Here is a 19529-nt window from a genome sequence, read left to right on the forward strand (position 1 = left end):
GTCAACATTAGAAGGCATGGCGCAAACCAAAATACGTATTTTGGCTAGCCTCGCGATTGATGCTATCGGTTTGACCAATCAGAGAGATACTATCGGACAGTTTGTACTCACTGCGCAGTCTTACCTTCACTGCATTAGGATCATAAACATCGACAGAAAAACGCATTTGTTCGCCCACTTGAGCATCAAGACCGACGCCGGCCTTGCCGCTAATGACTCCCATGCGTTTGCCAAAACCATTTGTTTCACTCCCTACTTGAAAATTAAGTCGACTGCCATCACCGATAGAATCCACCCCCATTAAAGCATAATTTTGTGGTGTAAACTGCACCCTTAGATCTGCATCGGTGCGATATTTGCCCCGTTTGGGATTATAAAAAGCATCAACAGAGCCGCTAGCTGAAATATTGCTGACCTTACTTAGCAGCTTGTTTGCCTTTTCACTGGCATCATGGACGTTTTGCAGTGTTTCTTTCAGATTCGCCGCTGTTTTCGGATCAGTTACAACGCCTTCGAGCGATTTCGCCATCGCCTCAATCCGATCACTTGTCAGCTTAATATTATGTACGGCTGCCGCCAGATCAGAGGCCGTCTGGCCATTATTATCGACGCGACTCAGCATGGAATCCACGCGATCGGCTACGAGCCGCAGGCTCTCTGACATAGCCCGCATATTCTGAACCATGGCATTTACATCTTGTTCATTATTTACGGCCATTCTTGCCAAACTTGCTGATAAGGCATTTAAATTATCCGTAATAACTTTGGCATTGAGCGCTGAATCTTTTAAAGCAGCCTTGACTTTTTCATCACCAAGAATATCATTTAATGATTGTACGAGTGCATGAACATCACCAAGAACTTTTTCAGCTGAGGCTATGAGAGTGGCGAGCCCCTGCGGCTCATCTCCCTGCACAATAGCGCCTGGTTCTAGCATCGAACTGTCTGTTGCCGCTGGCGGAACAATGGAAATGAACTTTTCGCCAAGCAGTCCGTCAGACCCGATCGTAAAATGCGACTGAGCCGGTATCGCTGTATCTTTTTTGATTTGCATAACGACACGAATTGCACCAGGCTCGATGGACACGGTTTCCACCCGGCCAACTTGAACGCCAGCATAACGCACAATATTGCCTGGCACGAGGCCAGCCACATCGCGAAATAAAACGGAAACAGGATAGCCTTTTTCACCAAAACTAAAGTGACTCAGACTTATAATCATTCCCGCCAAAAGCGTCAGCGCCGCTATTGTCATCGCTCCGACTTTGGCTTCTGTACTTATCACAAATCGTTCCTCCTTTTCATTAAGTCGCGCTGTTTAGCGCCATAAATAAACCGTTCAATCAGAGGGTTTTGCGAGTTTTTAAACTCTTCCGGTTTGCCAACTTGAAGAATGCGGCCTTCATGAATCATGGCCATGCGATCAGCAATAGCAAAAGCGCTATCCATATGATGCGTCACTACTAGACTGGTCACGCGCATGCGCCGCTGCGTACTAACAATCAGTCGGTCAATCGTGGAAGACATTATCGGATCCAACCCGGCGGAAGGTTCATCATAAAGCAGAATTTGCGGCTCTGTCGCAATGGCCCGGGCCAAGCTCACCCGTTTTTTCATTCCGCCGGAAAGTTCATTAGGCCAGTCGTTTTCACGGCCCCATAGTCCAACCATTCTGAGACAACGGCGCACGACTTTGGCTATGTCTGCTTCGCTTTTCTGACCATGCTCACGCAACCCAAAGGCGACATTTTCGCCTACCGTCAAAAAATCAAAGAGCGCTGAATACTGAAACACCATTCCCATTCGTAATCGTACTTGATTCAACTGCGTTTCGTTCAAAGTAGAAATTTCACAGTTATCTATATATATTTTTCCTTGTGTTGGTTTCAGAAGACCAATCATCAGGCGAAGCAATGTACTTTTACCAGACCCGCTTGGTCCGATAATGACCATTGTCTCCCCTGTCTCTACCGTTAAATTAATATCTTGTAAAATAAGGCGATTGCCTAAGGACAAGCTCACCTCTTCCAAGCGAATCATCGGCATTCCTCCTTGTTGCCGGCGCTAATAAAGTAACAAAGATAAAAAATAATTGCTAATAAAAATTAAAATAATCGAAGTAACAACAGAGCCTGTCGTGGCTTTACCGACTCCCTCCGCGCCGTTTTCTGTGGTTAAGCCTTTATGACACCCCACGAGAGCAACAATCATACCAAAAAACATGGCTTTGATGAGCCCGCCTGTCACATCATTCGGCACAGAAAAGACCTGAATGGAGTGAATAAAAGTCGACTCGGCAATACCGGCATAGCTTGTAGCCATAAAGTAGCCGCCTAAAGTACCAATTACATCACCTAATACCACAAGCGCCGGCACCATGATCAAACAGGCAAGCAGTCGCGGCGCTACTAAATAAGCAATTGGATTGACCGCCATCACTCGAAGAGCATCAATCTGCTCTGTTACTTTCATCGAACCAATTTCAGCGGTAATGGCCGCCCCAACACGGCCTGCCACAACAACACCAGTGAGCACCGGCGCCAATTCACGCCCCATAGCAATAGCAATAACGCCGCCGACTGATGATTGCGCGCCATATTTAATAAATTCATGGGCAATCTGCACTGTCATAACCATACCGGTAAATAACATGGTAAGCAAAACAATAGGCAAAGAATCTGCTCCTAAATGACCCATCTGCTGCAACACATGGCGACTATTCGCCGCAGGTAAGAGCATAAAGGCATCGCGCAGCATATAAAAACTACGGCCAGCACTTTCAAATAAACGAATGGTTGCTTTACCGATTTCACTCAATACTTTACTTAGCATAGCTTCTTTTTCCTCAGCCCCTTCAAAATCGTAGTATCTTTATTCCCTGTCAACAGAGAAATTCCCTGCTTGCGAGCGCTTTTTCGACAAAGAGATGCGAGAAAGCAGGCAATATCTTTATAAGATATTGCCTGCCTGAAAAAGCAAAATTATTTTACCATAATAGTAATTTGTGTATCGCCGTCAATGACAAAGTCAGTTGCTGCATTCACTTTTGCTTTTGCTGCATCATTAGGCGCTTTTGCGTTGGAAGCAGTTGTCGCTGCAGGAGTTTTATTTGGGGATTTATTCCCCTTAGCAAGTGCGGGCCCATCGTTTTCTTCGCCTTGATTTTCAAGAATTTCCACGACAATATCATTATTACGGTCACGCGTAGCTAATTTATTCACTACCGAAGCAAAGGTACGCTTTTTCGCATCACCGCGCAACGCATCAACATCAATTCCTTGCCGCTTTAACAGCAAGTCAGCCAAAGGCACCATACCGCCGCCGCGCACTTCCAGTAACATATTGCCGGAAGATTGGTTTTTGGGCACTTGATATTGAACTGTTTTGACGACAGGTGCGCCGCGATAGGGCTTTAAGGTCACGTCAATAGCAACGGTATCACCGGCTTTCGCTTCCCCTTTCGCCGCTTTTGCGCTAAGAATGGTCGCGGTCTTCCGCGCCGCTTCTACCTCTACGTTTACCTTCACATCAAATAAATCTACATGGGAAAAAATATTGCTTGTCAATAAATCTAATGCTTCATGAACTTCGCCTACAGCCATTTCGCTGATTTTACCAGGTGCATAAAACATATTTTCCCGCTTTAACGTTTCGCCTGGCAGATTGCGTCCCGTTATTTCGAAGGTGACCTTTGCTGTCCCGCCGCCTTGGCGGTCCATCGCTTTGTCTATGGCGTTAAAAACACCAGTAGCTCCGAGAATTGGCGCAAGTTCTTCATCTTGCACCACCTGGTAGTCTGACTCTTGTGTTCGGCCTAAATCCTTATCTTGAATTGTTACCGCGAAGGGAATTACATAAGGAAACTGATTGAGCTGCCCAGAAATTCCGGCGCCGCGGTCTTGAGTAATCGTCCCCACTAAGTCGCCAGTTGTTCCAACTTTAAAAGAACTTTCCTGACCAATTACCGTCGTGAAAATGTAGGCATTTGTAGCAAAATAATTCACTGTGCCTCGTTTAAGAAAGGGATGCCCGAAAGCTAATACTTTATTACCATCCACATAAGTTACGGTTCCCAAGGCACCGATCGACACGTCGCCACGGACCAGTTGAACGCCAATGGCGCTGCCTGGTTCAATTGGACCATAATTTGTGCCACTTGGCGCATCGCCCACGGAAAAAGGGACGAGATGAAGGGGAGCAAGATCACTTGTTAAACGATCTAACGCCGCCGCACTATAGCCAGATACCATTAATGGTGTATTTAACGGCGCAAAAAAACGAGTCTTCTTGTCAGCCGCTTTCTTAAGTACTACGCCTGGCTCAGCTTCTTCTTGGCCGTCATCGGAACCTTTTCCGGTTTGATCAGGCGCTTCAGCTGCATTTTCCGCTTCTGGCTCTTTTATCAGCTCCGGTTCCGTCGGAGTCGTCGGATTAAAATCAAACGTTTTGATCATGTCGCCAATGGGTGTAACCATTCCCACGCGATGATCCGCATTGGGCCAACCATAAGCAATGGCTCCCACTAATTTCCCTTGGATATAGACAGGACTGCCGCTCATTCCTTCAGCAATACCGCCAGTCCGATCAATTACCGAGCCCGATGTCTTAACAAGAATTAAATCGCCACTCGGGCCTTTTCCTTTCATGACACCGAGAACTTCAACATTAAATTCCTCAATTTTCGTACCAGAGACAACTGTCTTGGCAATGCCTGTCATGCCTGGCTGAATCTGATCCACAGGCAAAAAATCAGGCGCTGCCATAGCTATCGGCAGACAACCCATCAGGACTGTCAGCAAAGTTATGAACAGCACCCGCAAAAATTTCCCCAAAAAGCTCATCCTCTCTATCGTCTCTGCACTGCTTCCAAGCGGACCAGCACATCTCCTGTATTTACTGTGTCGCCTGGTTGCACAAGGACCTGACGAACAACACCGTTCACATTCGCTCTAGTAGCCGGAACGAGACCGACTGGCGTTGCTACCATAACCAGAGGCGTCCCCACCGAAACATGCATTCCCTCAGTAACGAGACTCTGCGCCGCAACTTTTCCCGGCACAACGCCTTTTTGATCAACTAGCCCAGCAGCTGATGAATAGGCTGCAACGAGCGCCACCAATAGAATGGTTATACAAACAATTTTCATTTTGGTGCCCATAATAAACACCCCTTTTACCTCTTTACTCAAAGTAACTTCCTACCTTCATTATAGCTGATTATCAAACGAAAGCAACATAAATCATTTCTTCGGTACAAGAATCAAGGCATCGCCCACTAGCCGCTCTTGACCATCGGAAGGTTTATTTTTTACTTCGTCCTTTACTACGATATCGCTGGAGCCGCCGCCGTCAAAATTCATAGCATCAACCGCACCCAGTTCTTTCATAAAATTCGCTAATTCTCCTAGCGTATAGCCTTTGCTAGCATGACGACCATCAACAACGACAAGCAGCACATGATTGTCGTTCGTCACACCTAATGCCGTGCGCGGCGCTCGACCGATTGCAATATCATCAGGAAATTCTTCCGCTGTTGTCGTTAAAAAAACTTTACCGTCCCGTACGAGTGTTGGCCCAGCACCAATGGCAAAAGGAGCTTTATTAAATACGTCGCCAAGAGACTGTTCGATCGTAACTACATCGCCCACCTTCAAGCTTTCCATAGCCTTTGCGGCAGTACCATGAGCCGATAAAACGACGCTTCCGCTAGCAAGGTTGGTATCTTGTGGTGAAATAGCCGTGATCTTGCCATTTGTAACAACATATTCGCGGCCAAACTCATTCGTCTTTGTAGATGAACCATAATAAGAATTATAAAGGGTCACAGCATCTTCACCGCGTTCACAGTTAATGCCGTTTATAGCTAACGTGCGCTTATCAGGCAAGCGAATACTCCCTTGATAGTCTACTTGATCAAAAACGAGTTTATTATCTGTTGTAATTGCCAAAGCCGTCCGCGTAATATAGGGGATACTCACAATCGTGTCATTCAGTTTCAATAGCCCGATAATTTCGCCGTTAGGGGCAAAGTAAGAACCGTTTATAGCAGCAATCGCCTGATTCCGTTCCGCCATATCACTTACGGCTTCCAACCCAGGTACGATCGTGTTTGATAACACAGGGCGCAGATTATATTTCGCCAAATCGGCTTCGACAACATAGGTTTCTACCGGTCCGAAGGCTTCATTACGCAGCCAGTGGGTATAAGTGAGCCCAGGCGCTACCGTTGTAACGGTTTTATCGCCACTTTTCAGTAAATCGATGACCAGACGATTGGGATTTGCTAACGAAAAAACTTTCGCCGTCACCTTATCTGTAAAAGAAATCGTAAGCTTAAGATGATTTCCCGCTGCTTTATCCCAACGAATTGCCGTAATATCCTTATCTTTTATCGCGGGAAGAGCAGCCCCTGCCGTGAGTATCGTACTAGGCAAATCAATCGTAATTTCGCCCGCCGTACTCGCATCGACAGTATAATCAGGCAAAGCCCCTATTTCCAAAACAAGACGTACTTTATCAGATGCTTGGCTAAACCGGATTTTCTGAACTTGACTCGCCGCAGCCGCAAACGCAAAGCTTTGCAGCACCAAAACTAAAAATAAGGCAAACACTATAGACTGACGTACGATTTTTTTCATAATTCTCCTTCTTTATCTTGGTTTTGCAGAAGGCAAAACCTGACACTTTCGTGTCAGGTCCTGTATCCTAGGGGGATTATTCCTTTGCTTTATAAGCAGCCTTCGCATTAAGCGGCGCTAGCTGCTTGTAGATCACATCAGACAAACCAATGCCACCCGCCTGAGAAAGATTTTTCGCCATTTCGCTGTCAAGCATGGATTTTAAAATATCATCTTCGTTACTGTCGCCCAAAAGCGAATCTTTGGGCACAGTAGAACGCATAGTACTTAGCATCATGTTAATAAACACCGATTCCATGTCCTGACAAACCTTTTTCAGTTTTTTATCTTCCTGCCCTACCGTTGCGCCCTTTTGCATAGCTTGGTCAAATTGACTGCGAAACTCGCTGCCGTCCGACTTTGGCAAAGTCGCAGCCGTGGCAGGACCAGAAGCAGGCAAGTTCGTTATTGTCGTATCTACATTCATAAGCGAATGCCTCCTGCTCAAAGTTTAAATAATTTGCAGCTCAGCATGAAGCGCACCAGAAGCTTTAATTGCCTGAATAATTGATATGATATCAAGCGGCGTCGCCCCTACAGCATTGAGTGCATTTACCACATCGCCCACACTGGAGGAAGGCGGTAATACGACCAAATGTCCCGGTTTTTCTTGTACATCTACTGTCGTATTGTTCGTTACAACAGTAGAACCGTTCGAAAAAGGTGCTGGTTGTGAAACATCTGTTGTCTTACCAATTTTCACCGTCAAACCACCTTGCGCCACAGCCACTTCATCAATCGTTACATTCGTCCCTAAAACAATCGTTCCAGTCCGCTCATTAATAACAATTTTAGCAATGGCATCAGGATAAACTGGCAGTTCTTCCAAAGCTGAAACAAAACCAACGACATTTTCGCTAAATTCACTAGGAATGTTCACAGCAATGGTTCCAGGATCTTTCGCCGAAGAAATAGAACCAAACCGGCTGTCAATCGCTTCGGCAATACGCGAAGCTGTTGTGAAATCGGGCTGTCCTAAGGATAAACGAATTTCACCGTCTTTGGCAAATTGTACGGGTACATCTTTTTCCACAATCCCGCCAGCAGGCACCCGGCCTGTAGTTGGAAAGTTCTTCGTAGCACTGGCGCCGCCACCACCGGCAGTATAGCCGCCAACGGACAGAGGTCCTTGCGCCACTGCATAAACAGAGCCGTTAGCTGCTTTCAAGGGCGCCTGCAAGAGAACTCCGCCCTGTAAGCTTTTGGCATCTCCCAGAGACGATACATTCACATCAAGCGTGTCGCCTGGTTTCGCAAAGGCCGGCAATTCTGCTGTAACCATAACAGCAGCCACATTCTTGGCCTGCAGTTGCGAGGGACTCATAACTACGCCAAAGCCCTTTAGCATATTCGATATGGATTGCAGCGTTTCCACGATTTTCGTACTATCGCCGGTTCCATTTAAACCAGTTACGAGACCATATCCAACTAGTTGATTGCTGCGTACCCCTTGCACTTTCGCCACATCTTTAATCCGTGTCGACTGATAGGCAAGGGCCGGAGTGATTCCGAGACAAAAGAGCAGCAGAACTAGAATTGCAATTCGTTTTTGCATAAAACCCTCCACAGCTTTCTACGAAACAATTAGAATAGGAGATTAAAAACTTGTGTCAAAATACCTTGGCGCTGTTTCCCCGCCAAAGGACCATTGCCTTCAATCTTCAATTTCGCTTCCGCTACATTCGAAGATAAAATGGTATTGTCATAAGCAATATCGTCAGGCCTTACCGTGCCTGTGACCGTAATTTTCTGCACTTCATCATTTTGATTGATTGTCTGCGTGCCGGAAATCATTAGATAACCATTTGGTTTCACGCCGACAACCTGGACGGTAACACGGCCAGTCACCGTATTTGTATTCGTTAAAGCGCCTTTTGCCGAAAAAGAATCCGAGCCGCTCGCTGTCGCACTAGCTAAAAAGTGGAAAATACCTGTCCCCGCATTGAGCGTATTACTGCCGGACTTTGAGTTAGAAGCATTGCCACTTCTGACGGCGCTAGAGTTTTCACTAATTACAATCGTAAGGGTGTCACCAATCGAATGAGCCCGACGATCGCTAAACATACTTTGCGCCGAATCATTCCACAACGAATCAGCAAAGACTAGCGGCGAAGCGGTAAAGAGCCATAAAATTGTCAAAAGGAGCACACGATGTTTATAACGCCAAAACTGCATGGCAGATTCTCCTTTCCGATGTTGGCCTAAGGTCTTGTAAAGACCTCCGCCGTGTTGGCATCAATTACTTTTGCCGAAACAACTTTTTTGGATTTTAAATTTTGCACTTTAATGATTTGATTTATACTGCCGTTCTCCATGGCTTGACCTGTCGTCGCCACTTCAATCGAACCGATTCTAGCAACAAGTGACAAGAGACTGCCGCGTTTTATAACCTGCGGCATCGCCATAAAAGAACTTTGTAACATCGTCCCTGCCGCTACCGGCCGCTTCAGCACCATCCCTTCAGCCTGACTAAGCTCTGAAAAAAAGCCGCTAGAATGGCCGATTTCGCGACGTTCTAACTGAATATCGCTAGCAGAAATCATATCACCATTTTGCAATGCCCGCACCGTCGTAACAACATTTTTAAAAAGATTTACATCTAGTTTCACTGTGACTTGACGATAGGGCTTATGATCTACAGAAACAGCTACAAGCGCTGTAACAGGTCCGATAAAATGAATGCCCGAAGGAAACCGAACGTCATAGGAAACTTGCCCGACTGGCGCTAAAAGATCGGCGCCGCCCAAAGGCTTTATTTCGCAATCGAGACCTACCGTTTTGCTTTTAACCGCTTGCTGCGCCTGTTCCAGCAAAACAGCTTCGGGAATAGTTTGCGCCGACGTAGTAATTCTTACACTATCAGGCACTTGCCAATCAATATCGCTTAAATCTGCCCAGGCTCCCGCTAAACGCATCCTAAGTAATTCCGGCGTTAAAATCGTCGCAAATCCAGGCTGCGCCGCCGTACCAATTTTACAGCGGCTTAAAGTCGCAGCACGTTCGCCATCACCAGTAATTGTGGCAATATCGCCTAAGTACAACACACCGCCTGACACCGAGATCTCCGGCGCCATCACAATCGTAACTGGTGCAGCCCAAAGCACAGCTGAAAAACACAGCGAGTACAAAACAAGGACAATCCAGACAAGAAGGGCTTTATAGATTTTCATCTTAACGTTTTAAATTAGCCGCTTGTTCCAACATGGAATCTGACGTCTGAATCGCTTTGGAATTAATTTCATAAGCCCGCTGTGCTGTAATCATACTGACCATTTCTTCGACAACCTGCACATTGGAAGTTTCCAAAAACTTCTGTTGAATCGTACCTGCCCCATCAACACCAGGGTTAGAACCGACAGCTTGACCAGAAGCAGATGTTTCAACAAGTAAATTACGGCCAATCGCACTTAAACCGGCTGGATTGATAAATCGCGCCAGTTGCAGTTGTCCCAAATCCTGCGCCGCCGTTTGGCCAGGAACCGTAGCCGATACTCTTCCGTCTGAGGAAACGCTAACGCTCGTCGCCGTCGAAGGCACGGCGCTGACATTTTGCAAGGGATAGCCGTCAGACGTAACAATTCGTCCCTGTGAATCCAATTTAAAACTACCGTCACGTGTATAGGCAGTAGTCCCATCAGGCATATCAATCTGGAAAAAGCCATCGCCTTCGATCATCATATCATACTGGTTACCAGTCTGGAGCGCCGAACCTTCTAAATAAATTTTCTGCGTCGCCACTTGCTTTACGCCACTGCCCATCTGAATCCCCGATGGTACAGTCGTATCAGGTCCTGTAGCAACCCCAGGCTCTCTTAACGTCTGGTACATAAGATCTTGAAAATCAGTCCGGCTTTTTTTAAAACCGGTCGTATTTACGTTGGCAAGGTTATTTGAAATCACATCAATATTGGCTTGCTGCGCCGTCATGCCTGTTCCGGCTGTCCATAAGGCTCTCATCATAATGAATTATCCCCCTCGTCGTTTTATCTATACCTGCCTCATTCATTCAGCAGGCAGCGGCTTCCGCAAAGCGGTCCGGCCGCTTATGATCTTTCCCTTTATACACGGCCTACTTCATTCACTGCTTTATCAAGCAAACTGTCCTGGGCTTGTACCATTTTGCCGCTCATCTCATAAGAACGATACCCAGAAATCATATTTACCATTTCTGAAATAACATTGACGTTAGACCGTTCTAAAGATCCTTGCTGCACCGTCCCAGTAGCTCGTCTTGGTTGGGCTTCATTGGTCGTAGAAAATAAATTGCTGCCTTCTTTCCGCAATACACTTCTATCATTACCGAATTCTACAAGTTGCAATTGACCGGTCGGCTGACCTGCCACGGTGACGCGACCATCAGAACTAATTGATGCTGTCCCATCAGGCAGAGTAATCGGACGATTGTTGGTACCAAGCACCTGATAGCCATCAGCAGTTACCAGTTGACCTCGACCACTGCGAAAGAAAGCGCCATCCCGAGTATAACGTACGCCGTTTGGTGTTTGTACCGCAAAGTAACCACTGCCTTGAACTGCTAGGTCTAGAGGATTTCCAGTTGGCTGTAATTGGCCATTCGTATAAATCGTAGCGATTTCATTGACTACATCACCATAACCCATACCACCGATTGGCGCAGCGCCTGAACCGTCTTTGCCAGTTCGTTCTATTAGGAATGTAGCAAAATCTTTCGTTACAGTTACATCCCGCTTATACCCTGTCGTATTTACATTCGCGAGATTATTGGCTATCGCATCATTGCGTAAACCTTCGGAAACCATGCCAGCCGCCGCTGTATAAATGCCTCGTAGCAAAAATCCCAACTCCTTTTTTCTCTGCCTGACTGCGCCGCAAAATGCACGCAGTCAGGGATTTTTTTCTGATAGTTTTAAGCGATACCGCCTTTTTTCAGCGTTGTTAAACTATCTTGAATGGTTTCCAATGAATCTAAGGCTTTACCGGTACCTAGCGCAACACAAGAGAGGGGGTCTTCTGCTAAATAAGTAGGAATTCCTGTTTCCTGGTTAATCAGCTTGTCCAACCCAAAGAGTAAAGAACCGCCGCCTGTCATAACAATGCCGCGGTCCATAATATCAGCCGCGAGTTCTGGCGGAGTCACTTCTAACACTGATTTGACACAATGAACAATGAGTGATACCGATTCGGAAAGAGCTTCGCGCGTTTCCGCCGAAGAAATCCGCATCGTTTTCGGCAGACCAGAGACCAGATCGCGTCCACGAATTTCCATCGTTTCATCGCGTCCGGTCGGAAAGGCCGTGCCAATATTGACTTTGATCTCTTCAGCAGTCCGTTCGCCAATCATAATATTATATTCTTTTTTCACATATCGCACTAAAGCTTCATCAAATTTATCGCCGCCAATGCGAAGCGATTCACTAACAACAATGCCGCCCAAGCTTAATACTGCAACATCAGTCGTACCGCCGCCAATATCAACAACCATGGAACCGCAAGGCTCAGCAATATCAAGACCAGCTCCCATGGCAGCAGCTAGTGGCTCTTCAATTAAAAAAGTTTTACGAGCGCCAGCCTGCATCGAAGCTTCGAGTACAGCCCGTTTTTCTACCGTCGTTACGCCAGAAGGAATACAAATCATAATACGAGGTTTAAAAAAACTACTTTTGCCTGCTACCTTTTGGATAAAATGGCGAAGCATGCTTTCCGTCGTATCATAATCAGCGATGACGCCTTCTCTAAGCGGACGAATCGCAATAATATTGCCTGGCGTTCTGCCTAACATTCGGCGAGCTTCCTCGCCAATTGCCAAAACCTTATTCGTATCCCGATCAATTGCCACAACGGAAGGCTCTCGTAATACGATTCCCTTTCCCTTTATGTAAACCAAAACATTGGCAGTCCCTAAATCAACGCCAACATCCATTGACATTCCAAACATGCTTTTACCCCTCTCGTCTTCTTCACTGCTTGTACCGTACGGCGATTCGCGCTATAGATACATAAGTGTTACTTTATTTCTACAACTTTTGCGAAATACCTTTATTTTAAGGCCCCTTTTCCTAGGACTTTTCGCAGATTTCTTTCGTAGATTGATATTTTTTTCGCGTCGCTTCGCCGCCACGAATATGTCTTTCCGCTTTATTCAGTTCTAGTACCGTCCGCACTTTAACTGCTAGGGGTTTATTCAACAGCGGCAACCGTTCAATCATATCCTTGTGGAAAGAATTACTAAAACAAAAAAAGAATACGGACTGCCTTTTCATCTCGGCAATCCGCAGTAGTTTACGATCTTGTAGCTCATTGGCTGATTTGCAACTCAGAAAACAATTTTAAGAAAACTTGTATTTCTCCTTCTACTGTTACAACTATTTTATCAATAAGGTTCTTTAACATAGCATTATCAAACAAATCAGCTGCCAAGAGACTTTGTATACTGCTGCAATAATTTTTTATCTTAATCTCCACCCAACTCACTCCAGATGTATTATCTCCCATTGATGTCAGTTTCTCTTCATAGACAGCAATCGCAGTATTTAATTCGTCAGTTCGTCCCTTTAGCTCTTCCAGACTTATGGCGTCTACTTCAAACATTTGACGTTGTTTCGCTTTTGCTTTTTTTAGTCTTGCCAGTTCACTCATAATAAAATCGTGAGAAACTTCCTGTGTGCTTGGCTTATATTTCTTATTAAATTCAGCTAGCGTCTGTTTAAGCATTTTATCTGGCGATGAGATAAGCCTACACAAATAGTTCTTGATTGCCGCTAACATTTCCCGCTCATCAATCGTCGTATGATTATGACAAAACTCCTTGCCGTTCACATTGCGACCACCACAACCCCAGCGAATATACTCCTTAAGCCATTTTCGATAAATTCGTCTGAAACTGTAGCCACAATGGCTGCAATGAATTAAGGTACTGAAGCAGTATTTATTGGACTGACGAGTTTTCGTCAGTCCAAACATCGCTGTGCGTTCAGCCAGCAAAGCTTGCGCCTTATCGAACATATCTTGCTCAATAATAGCCAAGGCTGGCTTGTCAACGATATATTGTTTGTCCACTTCATTTTTAATCCTTTTTCCTGTCAAGAAATCTTTAATAGATTCTTTGCCATTAATGACCTTGCCAATATACAGCGGGTTCGTCAAAATAGTGGATATGGCCTGTTGTGACCAGCGGCACTGCCGCTTTGTCAGGACCCCTTCTTGATTTAACCTTTGCGCAATTTTATAGGTTCCTTGCCGCTCATAGACATAATAATGATAAATTCGTTTTACCACTTGGGCTTCATAGTCATTGATGGTCAAATCAAAATACTGGCCACAGGTCTTGTCATAACCATAAACTAGATTTGGTACGCGACCTCGTGCAGCATTACGTTTTTTCCCAAATTTAACGCGCTTAGACAGGTTGGCCGATTCCTCCTGCGCTACGGCTGCCAAAATGGTTAGAGTGAGCTCGCCGTCATTACTGGACATATTGGCAGTTACAAAGCGGCAGTCAATATTTAACGCTTTTAATTTTCGTATACTCTGAAGGAAATCTACCACGTTGCGTGCCATTCTTGATACATCTTTGACGTAAACACAGTCAAATTTCTGCTGCTGCGCATCATACATCAGCCGACTGAAGTCTTTTCTATTTTTCAACTTCGTACCGCTTATGCCTTCATCAGCATAGACTTCTACGAGCTTCATTCCCTCTTTTTGGGCATATTCCGTAAAAAAATCCCGCTGCATCTGTAGACTCATTAATTGATCTTCTTTCTCCGTAGAAACTCGACAATAAGCAGCCATCCTTCTTACAATCCTCCTCGCCTCTTCCATGCGATGCTTTCCCCTCTCTGTAGAGTATCTTTCAGGTAATAAAAACCTGCCGCGGCTAAGGATGATAGACTTGTTTACCGTCCTCAGAGTTTGATGCTGTCTCCACTTCTTTGGTAATTTTGTTGATTAGCGCCTCGGCTAGTATTTTAGGCAAATGCTTGTCCACATTCTCGACTGTGTTAGGGTTAATAAATCGTATATTTAGACTCATCGTGTCCCCTCCTTGATCGCTACGTCTGATTCCTTACATTGTACTTTTCAAGGTCAATAATTATTACCGCTAAAGACAAAATAAAAAGTGTTCCATTAAGCCAGTGTGTTCAGGGACAATCGCCCCAAACACAGCTGACTTTTACGAAACACTTAACCTATCATCATTTTTCTTTATTATAATTACGTAACAGTTGCTTTATCCTAGGAGCCACTTATACCGATCTTTCTTTGCTATTATCTGGGCAATAATACATGGTGAAAAAGTGTTTCCAGATCACGCTCAACCGCTTCAACCGACTTTTCTACTTTCATGCGTAGCAAGCTGCCCTGCCAGCAATCCCACACTAAATCGGCTAACGCTTGGGATGATATATCGCGGCGAACCTTGTTGAGCTGCTGTCCATCAGCCAAGTGATCCGCCAAAACAGTCTTAAACTTAGCTATGGACTCGTGAAGAGCCACACGACATTCTTCACTAACCTCGCTAATTTCAGCAGCCATAGTCCCTAAGAGACAGCCTTTTTTTACGGCCTCACAGCGATATTTTTCCGTCACTGATAAAAAAGCCGTACTTAGCGCCTGATAAGAGTCTGCCTTTGCGGTTGCAGCTTGTAATAAGAGCAGCCAATTTTCCAAGTTCATTGCCGTATAATACCGTATCACCGCAGCGCCAAACGCTTCTTTGTTCGCAAAGTAATTATAAAATGACCCTTTAGGGATCTTCGCGGCATTGGCAATATCCTGAATTCCTGTGGCGTTATAGCCTTTTTCCTGCAATAATTGCAATCCCGCTTCTAATATTTGTTGCTTTGTCTTTTCTAAATCAGAACTTTTTCTTCTCACGGTCCAGGAAAACCTCACTTTTTTAGGATAATGTGGTTTCAGCGCCTTTACTAAACAAGACGAGATCTTGCTCTCTCCCTTGATGAATTTTAGCTGCCCAAGCGGGGTCGGCTAAGAGGGCTCGGCCTACGGCAACCAAATCAAATTCATTTTGTTCTAGTCTAGCCATGAGGGGCGCTAAACTACTATGATTGGCCCCTTTTCCTTCGGTAAAAAATTCAATAAAATTCGTATCAAGCCCCACAGAGCCTACGGTAATAGTAGGTTTTCCTGTTAACTTTTTCGTCCAACCGGCTAAATTCAGGGGTGAATCTACAAACTCCGGTTCCCAATATCGCCTGGTAGAAGCATGAAAGATGTCAACGCCTGCCGCACTTAGCGGTGCTAAAAAAGCAGTCAGTTCAGTTGGTTCACTCGCCATTTTAGCCTGATAATGACCCAGTTTCCACTGAGAAAACCGAAAGACAATCGGAAAATCATCACCAACCGCGCTACGACAAGCTTTAATAATTTCCGTAGCAAACCGAGTCCTCGCAACAAGATCCCCGCCATATTCATCGTCACGCTGATTCGTATTCGCCCAGAAAAACTGGTCGATCAGATAACCGTGGGCTCCATGTATTTCAATGCCGTCAAAGCCTAGGCGCTTCGCTTGCCGAGCTGCTTCCCCAAAAGCTGCGACAATTTCCTGAATCTCACCATGGGTGAGCGGCTTTGTCATCTGTTCACCAGAGATCACGTCAATTCCCGATGGACCTACAGGCGCTACGTCTGGGTTTGGATTCTGCCCTTGCAGTTGGCGCGCCATGCCAACATGCCATAACTGCGGGATAATTTTACCACCTGCTTGATGAACTTCTTCTACCACCTTAGCCCAACCGTCCAATGATTCCTGTCCAAAAAAATTGGGTCGCCCTAAGCCTTCGGCAGCAGCGGGATGATTAATGAGTGTTCCTTCGGTAATAATAAGTCCGGTTTCATTCTCCGCCCGGCGCCGGTAATAGGCAGCGACATCAGCCCCCGGTATGCCGTTAGGTGAAAAGCCCCGCGTCATTGGCGCCATAACAATTCGATTAGACAAGCTCAAGTTTCCTAGGGTAACTGGCTGAAACAGTAAATCTAAACTTTCTCTATTCATAATTAACACTTCCTATTAATTAATATTTTATATTCTATATTTATATTATATGACCAGTCGTTTTGAAGTGTCAAGTAATCATTTCCATAAAAAAATGTACCTGCCATTCATCGACAGGTACATCACAGCTGGAACGTATTATTTTAAAAGCACTATTTGATCAAACTTTAAATTTTGACACAGTGGCTTGCAGAGTTTCCGCCATCGTCGCCAAGGATTGACTTGATGCCGCAATTTCTTCAATCGATGCAGCATGCTCTTCGGATGCAGCCGAAACATGCTGTGTCTTACTTGCCGATCTTTTGCCGATTTCATCAATATTTTTCACAGAAGCTACAATCTGCTGACTGCTTGACGCCATTTCCTCAAGCGCCGCCGAAATATCAGTCACTTGCGCCGATACAACATCAACAAGAGAACCAATCTGTTCAAAATTCTTGCCAGCACTTGCTACAACATCGGCTCCTACCTTCACTTCGTTGCTGCCTGCCTCCATAGCGGCAACAGCTTTTGCTGTTTCACTTTGTACATCGCGAATCATAGCAGCAATCCGCCCCGCTGCTTCTTGCGACTGCTCTGCCAGTTTCCTGACTTCTTCCGCTACAACTGCAAAGCCACGGCCTTGCTCGCCAGCGCGTGCTGCTTCAATCGCCGCATTCAGCGCCAAAAGATTAGTCTGCCCAGCAATGCCGGCAATTGTATCAACAATCTGTCCGATTTCCTGCGATCGTTCACCGAGTTTTGTCACAGCCGAAGCGGAAGAGGAAACGGTTGTTTCAATGGCATCCATTTGATGTGCTACCGAATCGGCCGATTTAGCACCGGCCTCAGCGGCCGCCACAGTTTCGCCTACGGCTTCGCTGACTTTTCCCGCATGGGAAGCAATTTCTTCAATCGCTCCTGACATTTTCAAAACAACGCGAGTTGTTTCATCAATGGCCATAGACTGCTCCTGCGCTCCCTGGGCAACTTGTGTAATCGCGCCAGTTACTTCGCCTGTCGCTTTCGCCGCTTGATCAGCGCCTGCCGTAAGTTCTTCCGATGAAGCTGTCAATTCTTCGGCACTTTGATGAATACGTGACACGAGATTGCGAAGATTATCAGCCATGCGACTTACTTCGCTAGTAAGCTGGCCGATTTCATCATGATATAAAGGCCCGCTCTGACGAATCTTAAGATCACCTGCGGCCAATTGCTTTACTTCTGTGACAAGATTTGCCAATGGTAAGGCAATTAAACGAGAAATCACCCATCCCAAGGCAAGCGAGAAGAGCACCGCCAGCAAGGTTACCGTCATGATCAGCCGATCATTATACAAAGCGACCTTATCACTGGTCTCATTCTCCGCCTCGGCTTGTTTCGAATTATATTCAACAAGCTGGTCAAGCAGTTTATTAAACTCATTTAAATGACCTGCTGCATTCTGAACAAAAAAAGCATGTCCGGCTTCCTGTTGACCTTGCAGCGCTAGGTCAAGCGATTTTTGCCAGCCATCACGATAGGCGCGCATTTCCGTCAACGCTTTCGCTATGGTTTCAGCCTCATAGGAATCAAGCTGCGTGTTGCTGTAATCTGCTAAAAGTTTTTCTACTTTTGTTTTATGTTCTTGGATTTGCCCAAGCAGGTCTTGCTGCTGTTTTGGGTCTTTCGCAAGAAACACAGCCAGAGTTAATGTTTCATTCAGCCGACTTTCGGCGCGGACGCCATTGAGCCATTGGATTGGCAATAGCCTATCCTTATACATATTACTCATCATAGCCGACAGATTATTGGCAGCGTAATGGCCGGCATAGCCCACAACACCTAAAAAGAAGGCCATAAGAACAATCAAGGTAAGAATTTTAACCGATGTCTTCAAATTACGAAACAATCCCATGACAAACACTCCTCCGACTCATATTTAATGAGAACGATTCTCATTATGTTGTAAAAAGGGGACCAACAAAAGAGAGTTCTTACCATAAGGCAAGAACCCAGTAAGGTAAAACCCGCCATCCTGTTCATTATACTGCGACTTTCGACCTAATACAATGGTACAGGTGTTATTTTTTACCGTTCTCTTTTAGGTTCTCTTTTAGGTTATCTTTCTGTATAGTGCTTTTGCTCACGCCAAAACGCGCCGCGGTCTGCCTCACTGTTTCACCACTTGCTAATATATGCTCACAAACATCGAGAACCCGTCTGCGAATATAGTCTTTCATCCCGTCCGACTCCCTTCCTAACTTGCTTGCTACCATGTATATGCGAAGTGAAAAAAAACATGACCGCCCCTAAAGCCAATTGTCTGGATCTTCAAGCCGCCCGGCAACTTTTATCGTAATATGAAGGTGTATATAAGGCTCATCCTGACAAGATCCACTGAGACCAATGGTGTCGCCGCCTGCCACAACTTTACCTTGTGTTACAAAAACTTGACTCAAGCTCTCATAACGAACCTGCCGCTCACCTGACTCAATGACTAGCGTGAGTCCCCGTCGTTTGTCTTCACGCACTTCGGTGACAGTTCCCGCCCACATCGCTTGAACCGGCGCTGCTTGCTCAGTCAATAAGTCACAGCCATTATGATAGCGCCAATCATGAAATGCCGGATGAATCTGCCAACCAAAGTGCCAATACACACTGCCTTGGCTCGGTCGATACACACGCTGACTGCTCGCGGCAGGTTCACCGGACTGATCCGCTGAAATCTGCGGCGTTGTTTCTACCGCGACCGACTGCTTTCCAAACAAGTTCCAACTGCAGGTAACGGCAATTACTAAGATTAGAAATACTCCAAATAAAAATAAAGTAATAAACAGAATACGCCCCTTTGCCACAGCAATCACCTCTGGCTGTAGGCTATCCAAAATCTCCCTTGTT

21 protein-coding genes are annotated in these 19529 nt (G+C 45.6%); all 21 read right to left on the bottom strand.

Annotation, left to right across the window (positions count from 1 at the left end; all coding sequences use genetic code 11):
- Positions 1-7: 7 nt before the first annotated feature.
- On the bottom strand, positions 8-1285 hold the full coding sequence (locus tag AC0NJP_RS05095) for an MlaD family protein (RefSeq protein WP_474039152.1): 1278 nt from the start codon (positions 1283-1285) through the stop codon (positions 8-10).
- Complete coding sequence (locus AC0NJP_RS05100; protein ID WP_474039153.1) at positions 1282-2040, bottom strand: ABC transporter ATP-binding protein; 759 nt, start codon at positions 2038-2040, stop codon at positions 1282-1284. Before AC0NJP_RS05100 ends, AC0NJP_RS05095 begins: the two co-directional genes overlap by 4 nt.
- A 24-nt stretch (positions 2041-2064) precedes the next feature.
- A complete protein-coding gene (locus AC0NJP_RS05105) occupies positions 2065-2832 on the bottom strand; it encodes an MlaE family ABC transporter permease (protein ID WP_474039154.1) in 768 nt (255 codons plus the stop codon).
- 149 nt (positions 2833-2981) lie between these two features.
- A complete protein-coding gene (locus AC0NJP_RS05110) occupies positions 2982-4832 on the bottom strand; it encodes a SpoIVB peptidase S55 domain-containing protein (protein WP_474699030.1) in 1851 nt (616 codons plus the stop codon).
- A 14-nt stretch (positions 4833-4846) separates the two neighbouring features.
- On the bottom strand, positions 4847-5158 hold the full coding sequence (locus AC0NJP_RS05115; protein ID WP_474039156.1) for a biotin/lipoyl-containing protein: 312 nt from the start codon (positions 5156-5158) through the stop codon (positions 4847-4849).
- An 81-nt stretch (positions 5159-5239) separates the two neighbouring features.
- A complete protein-coding gene (locus AC0NJP_RS05120) occupies positions 5240-6637 on the bottom strand; it encodes a phosphodiester glycosidase family protein (RefSeq protein ID WP_474699031.1) in 1398 nt (465 codons plus the stop codon).
- 76 nt (positions 6638-6713) lie between these two features.
- A complete protein-coding gene (locus AC0NJP_RS05125; protein ID WP_474699032.1) occupies positions 6714-7103 on the bottom strand; it encodes a rod-binding protein in 390 nt (129 codons plus the stop codon).
- Positions 7104-7127: 24 nt separating this feature from the next.
- The gene (locus AC0NJP_RS05130) at positions 7128-8231 is read right to left on the bottom strand and encodes a flagellar basal body P-ring protein FlgI (protein WP_474039159.1); all 1104 of its coding nucleotides are present in this window, start codon (positions 8229-8231) and stop codon (positions 7128-7130) included.
- Between the two features lie 29 nt (positions 8232-8260).
- A complete protein-coding gene (locus AC0NJP_RS05135) occupies positions 8261-8851 on the bottom strand; it encodes a flagellar basal body L-ring protein FlgH (protein ID WP_474039160.1) in 591 nt (196 codons plus the stop codon).
- A gap of 26 nt (positions 8852-8877) precedes the next feature.
- On the bottom strand, positions 8878-9846 hold the full coding sequence (gene flgA / locus AC0NJP_RS05140) for a flagellar basal body P-ring formation chaperone FlgA (protein ID WP_474699033.1): 969 nt from the start codon (positions 9844-9846) through the stop codon (positions 8878-8880).
- Position 9847: 1 nt separating this feature from the next.
- Complete coding sequence (flgG, locus tag AC0NJP_RS05145) at positions 9848-10636, bottom strand: flagellar basal-body rod protein FlgG (protein WP_474699034.1); 789 nt, start codon at positions 10634-10636, stop codon at positions 9848-9850.
- Positions 10637-10734: 98 nt separating this feature from the next.
- Complete coding sequence (gene flgF, locus AC0NJP_RS05150; RefSeq protein WP_474039163.1) at positions 10735-11487, bottom strand: flagellar basal-body rod protein FlgF; 753 nt, start codon at positions 11485-11487, stop codon at positions 10735-10737.
- A 74-nt stretch (positions 11488-11561) separates the two neighbouring features.
- Positions 11562-12590 (bottom strand): rod shape-determining protein MreB, encoded by a 1029-nt coding sequence (mreB, locus tag AC0NJP_RS05155; RefSeq protein ID WP_474039164.1) that lies wholly within the window; start codon positions 12588-12590, stop codon positions 11562-11564.
- 121 nt (positions 12591-12711) lie between these two features.
- Complete coding sequence (locus AC0NJP_RS05160) at positions 12712-12915, bottom strand: sporulation transcriptional regulator SpoIIID (RefSeq protein ID WP_474699035.1); 204 nt, start codon at positions 12913-12915, stop codon at positions 12712-12714.
- A gap of 34 nt (positions 12916-12949) precedes the next feature.
- Entirely contained in the window at positions 12950-14446 is a 1497-nt protein-coding gene (locus AC0NJP_RS05165; RefSeq protein ID WP_474699036.1) for a recombinase family protein, read from the bottom strand.
- A gap of 85 nt (positions 14447-14531) precedes the next feature.
- Positions 14532-14687, bottom strand: coding sequence for a hypothetical protein (locus tag AC0NJP_RS05170; RefSeq protein ID WP_474699037.1), 156 nt, complete (start codon positions 14685-14687; stop codon positions 14532-14534).
- Positions 14688-14923: 236 nt separating this feature from the next.
- Positions 14924-15532 carry a TetR/AcrR family transcriptional regulator gene (locus tag AC0NJP_RS05175; protein WP_474699038.1) on the bottom strand — a complete coding sequence of 203 codons (609 nt, stop codon included), beginning with the start codon at positions 15530-15532 and terminating at the stop codon, positions 14924-14926.
- 22 nt (positions 15533-15554) lie between these two features.
- Positions 15555-16670 (bottom strand): NADH:flavin oxidoreductase, encoded by a 1116-nt coding sequence (locus AC0NJP_RS05180; RefSeq protein WP_474699039.1) that lies wholly within the window; start codon positions 16668-16670, stop codon positions 15555-15557.
- A 160-nt stretch (positions 16671-16830) separates the two neighbouring features.
- A complete protein-coding gene (locus AC0NJP_RS05185; protein ID WP_474699040.1) occupies positions 16831-18546 on the bottom strand; it encodes a methyl-accepting chemotaxis protein in 1716 nt (571 codons plus the stop codon).
- Positions 18547-18712: 166 nt separating this feature from the next.
- Positions 18713-18871, bottom strand: coding sequence for a sporulation transcriptional regulator SpoIIID (locus tag AC0NJP_RS05190; protein ID WP_474699041.1), 159 nt, complete (start codon positions 18869-18871; stop codon positions 18713-18715).
- A 69-nt stretch (positions 18872-18940) separates the two neighbouring features.
- Positions 18941-19516, bottom strand: coding sequence for a peptidoglycan DD-metalloendopeptidase family protein (locus AC0NJP_RS05195; RefSeq protein WP_474699042.1), 576 nt, complete (start codon positions 19514-19516; stop codon positions 18941-18943).
- Positions 19517-19529: the final 13 nt, after the last annotated feature.

The organism is Pelorhabdus sp. sgz311002 (assembly GCF_056134285.1).

Coding starts and splice junctions, on each gene's coding strand:
- AC0NJP_RS05100 (WP_474039153.1), bottom strand. CDS start 2,040: ATGATTCGCTTGGAAGAGGTGAGCTTGTCCTTAGGCAATCGCCTTATT.
- AC0NJP_RS05105 (WP_474039154.1), bottom strand. CDS start 2,832: ATGCTAAGTAAAGTATTGAGTGAAATCGGTAAAGCAACCATTCGTTTA.
- AC0NJP_RS05115 (WP_474039156.1), bottom strand. CDS start 5,158: ATGGGCACCAAAATGAAAATTGTTTGTATAACCATTCTATTGGTGGCG.
- AC0NJP_RS05120 (WP_474699031.1), bottom strand. CDS start 6,637: ATGAAAAAAATCGTACGTCAGTCTATAGTGTTTGCCTTATTTTTAGTT.
- AC0NJP_RS05125 (WP_474699032.1), bottom strand. CDS start 7,103: ATGAATGTAGATACGACAATAACGAACTTGCCTGCTTCTGGTCCTGCC.
- AC0NJP_RS05130 (WP_474039159.1), bottom strand. CDS start 8,231: ATGCAAAAACGAATTGCAATTCTAGTTCTGCTGCTCTTTTGTCTCGGA.
- AC0NJP_RS05135 (WP_474039160.1), bottom strand. CDS start 8,851: ATGCAGTTTTGGCGTTATAAACATCGTGTGCTCCTTTTGACAATTTTA.
- flgA (WP_474699033.1), bottom strand. CDS start 9,846: ATGAAAATCTATAAAGCCCTTCTTGTCTGGATTGTCCTTGTTTTGTAC.
- flgG (WP_474699034.1), bottom strand. CDS start 10,636: ATGATGAGAGCCTTATGGACAGCCGGAACAGGCATGACGGCGCAGCAA.
- mreB (WP_474039164.1), bottom strand. CDS start 12,590: ATGTTTGGAATGTCAATGGATGTTGGCGTTGATTTAGGGACTGCCAAT.
- AC0NJP_RS05160 (WP_474699035.1), bottom strand. CDS start 12,915: ATGAAAAGGCAGTCCGTATTCTTTTTTTGTTTTAGTAATTCTTTCCAC.
- AC0NJP_RS05165 (WP_474699036.1), bottom strand. CDS start 14,446: ATGGCTGCTTATTGTCGAGTTTCTACGGAGAAAGAAGATCAATTAATG.
- AC0NJP_RS05170 (WP_474699037.1), bottom strand. CDS start 14,687: ATGAGTCTAAATATACGATTTATTAACCCTAACACAGTCGAGAATGTG.
- AC0NJP_RS05180 (WP_474699039.1), bottom strand. CDS start 16,670: ATGAATAGAGAAAGTTTAGATTTACTGTTTCAGCCAGTTACCCTAGGA.
- AC0NJP_RS05185 (WP_474699040.1), bottom strand. CDS start 18,546: ATGGGATTGTTTCGTAATTTGAAGACATCGGTTAAAATTCTTACCTTG.
- AC0NJP_RS05190 (WP_474699041.1), bottom strand. CDS start 18,871: ATGAAAGACTATATTCGCAGACGGGTTCTCGATGTTTGTGAGCATATA.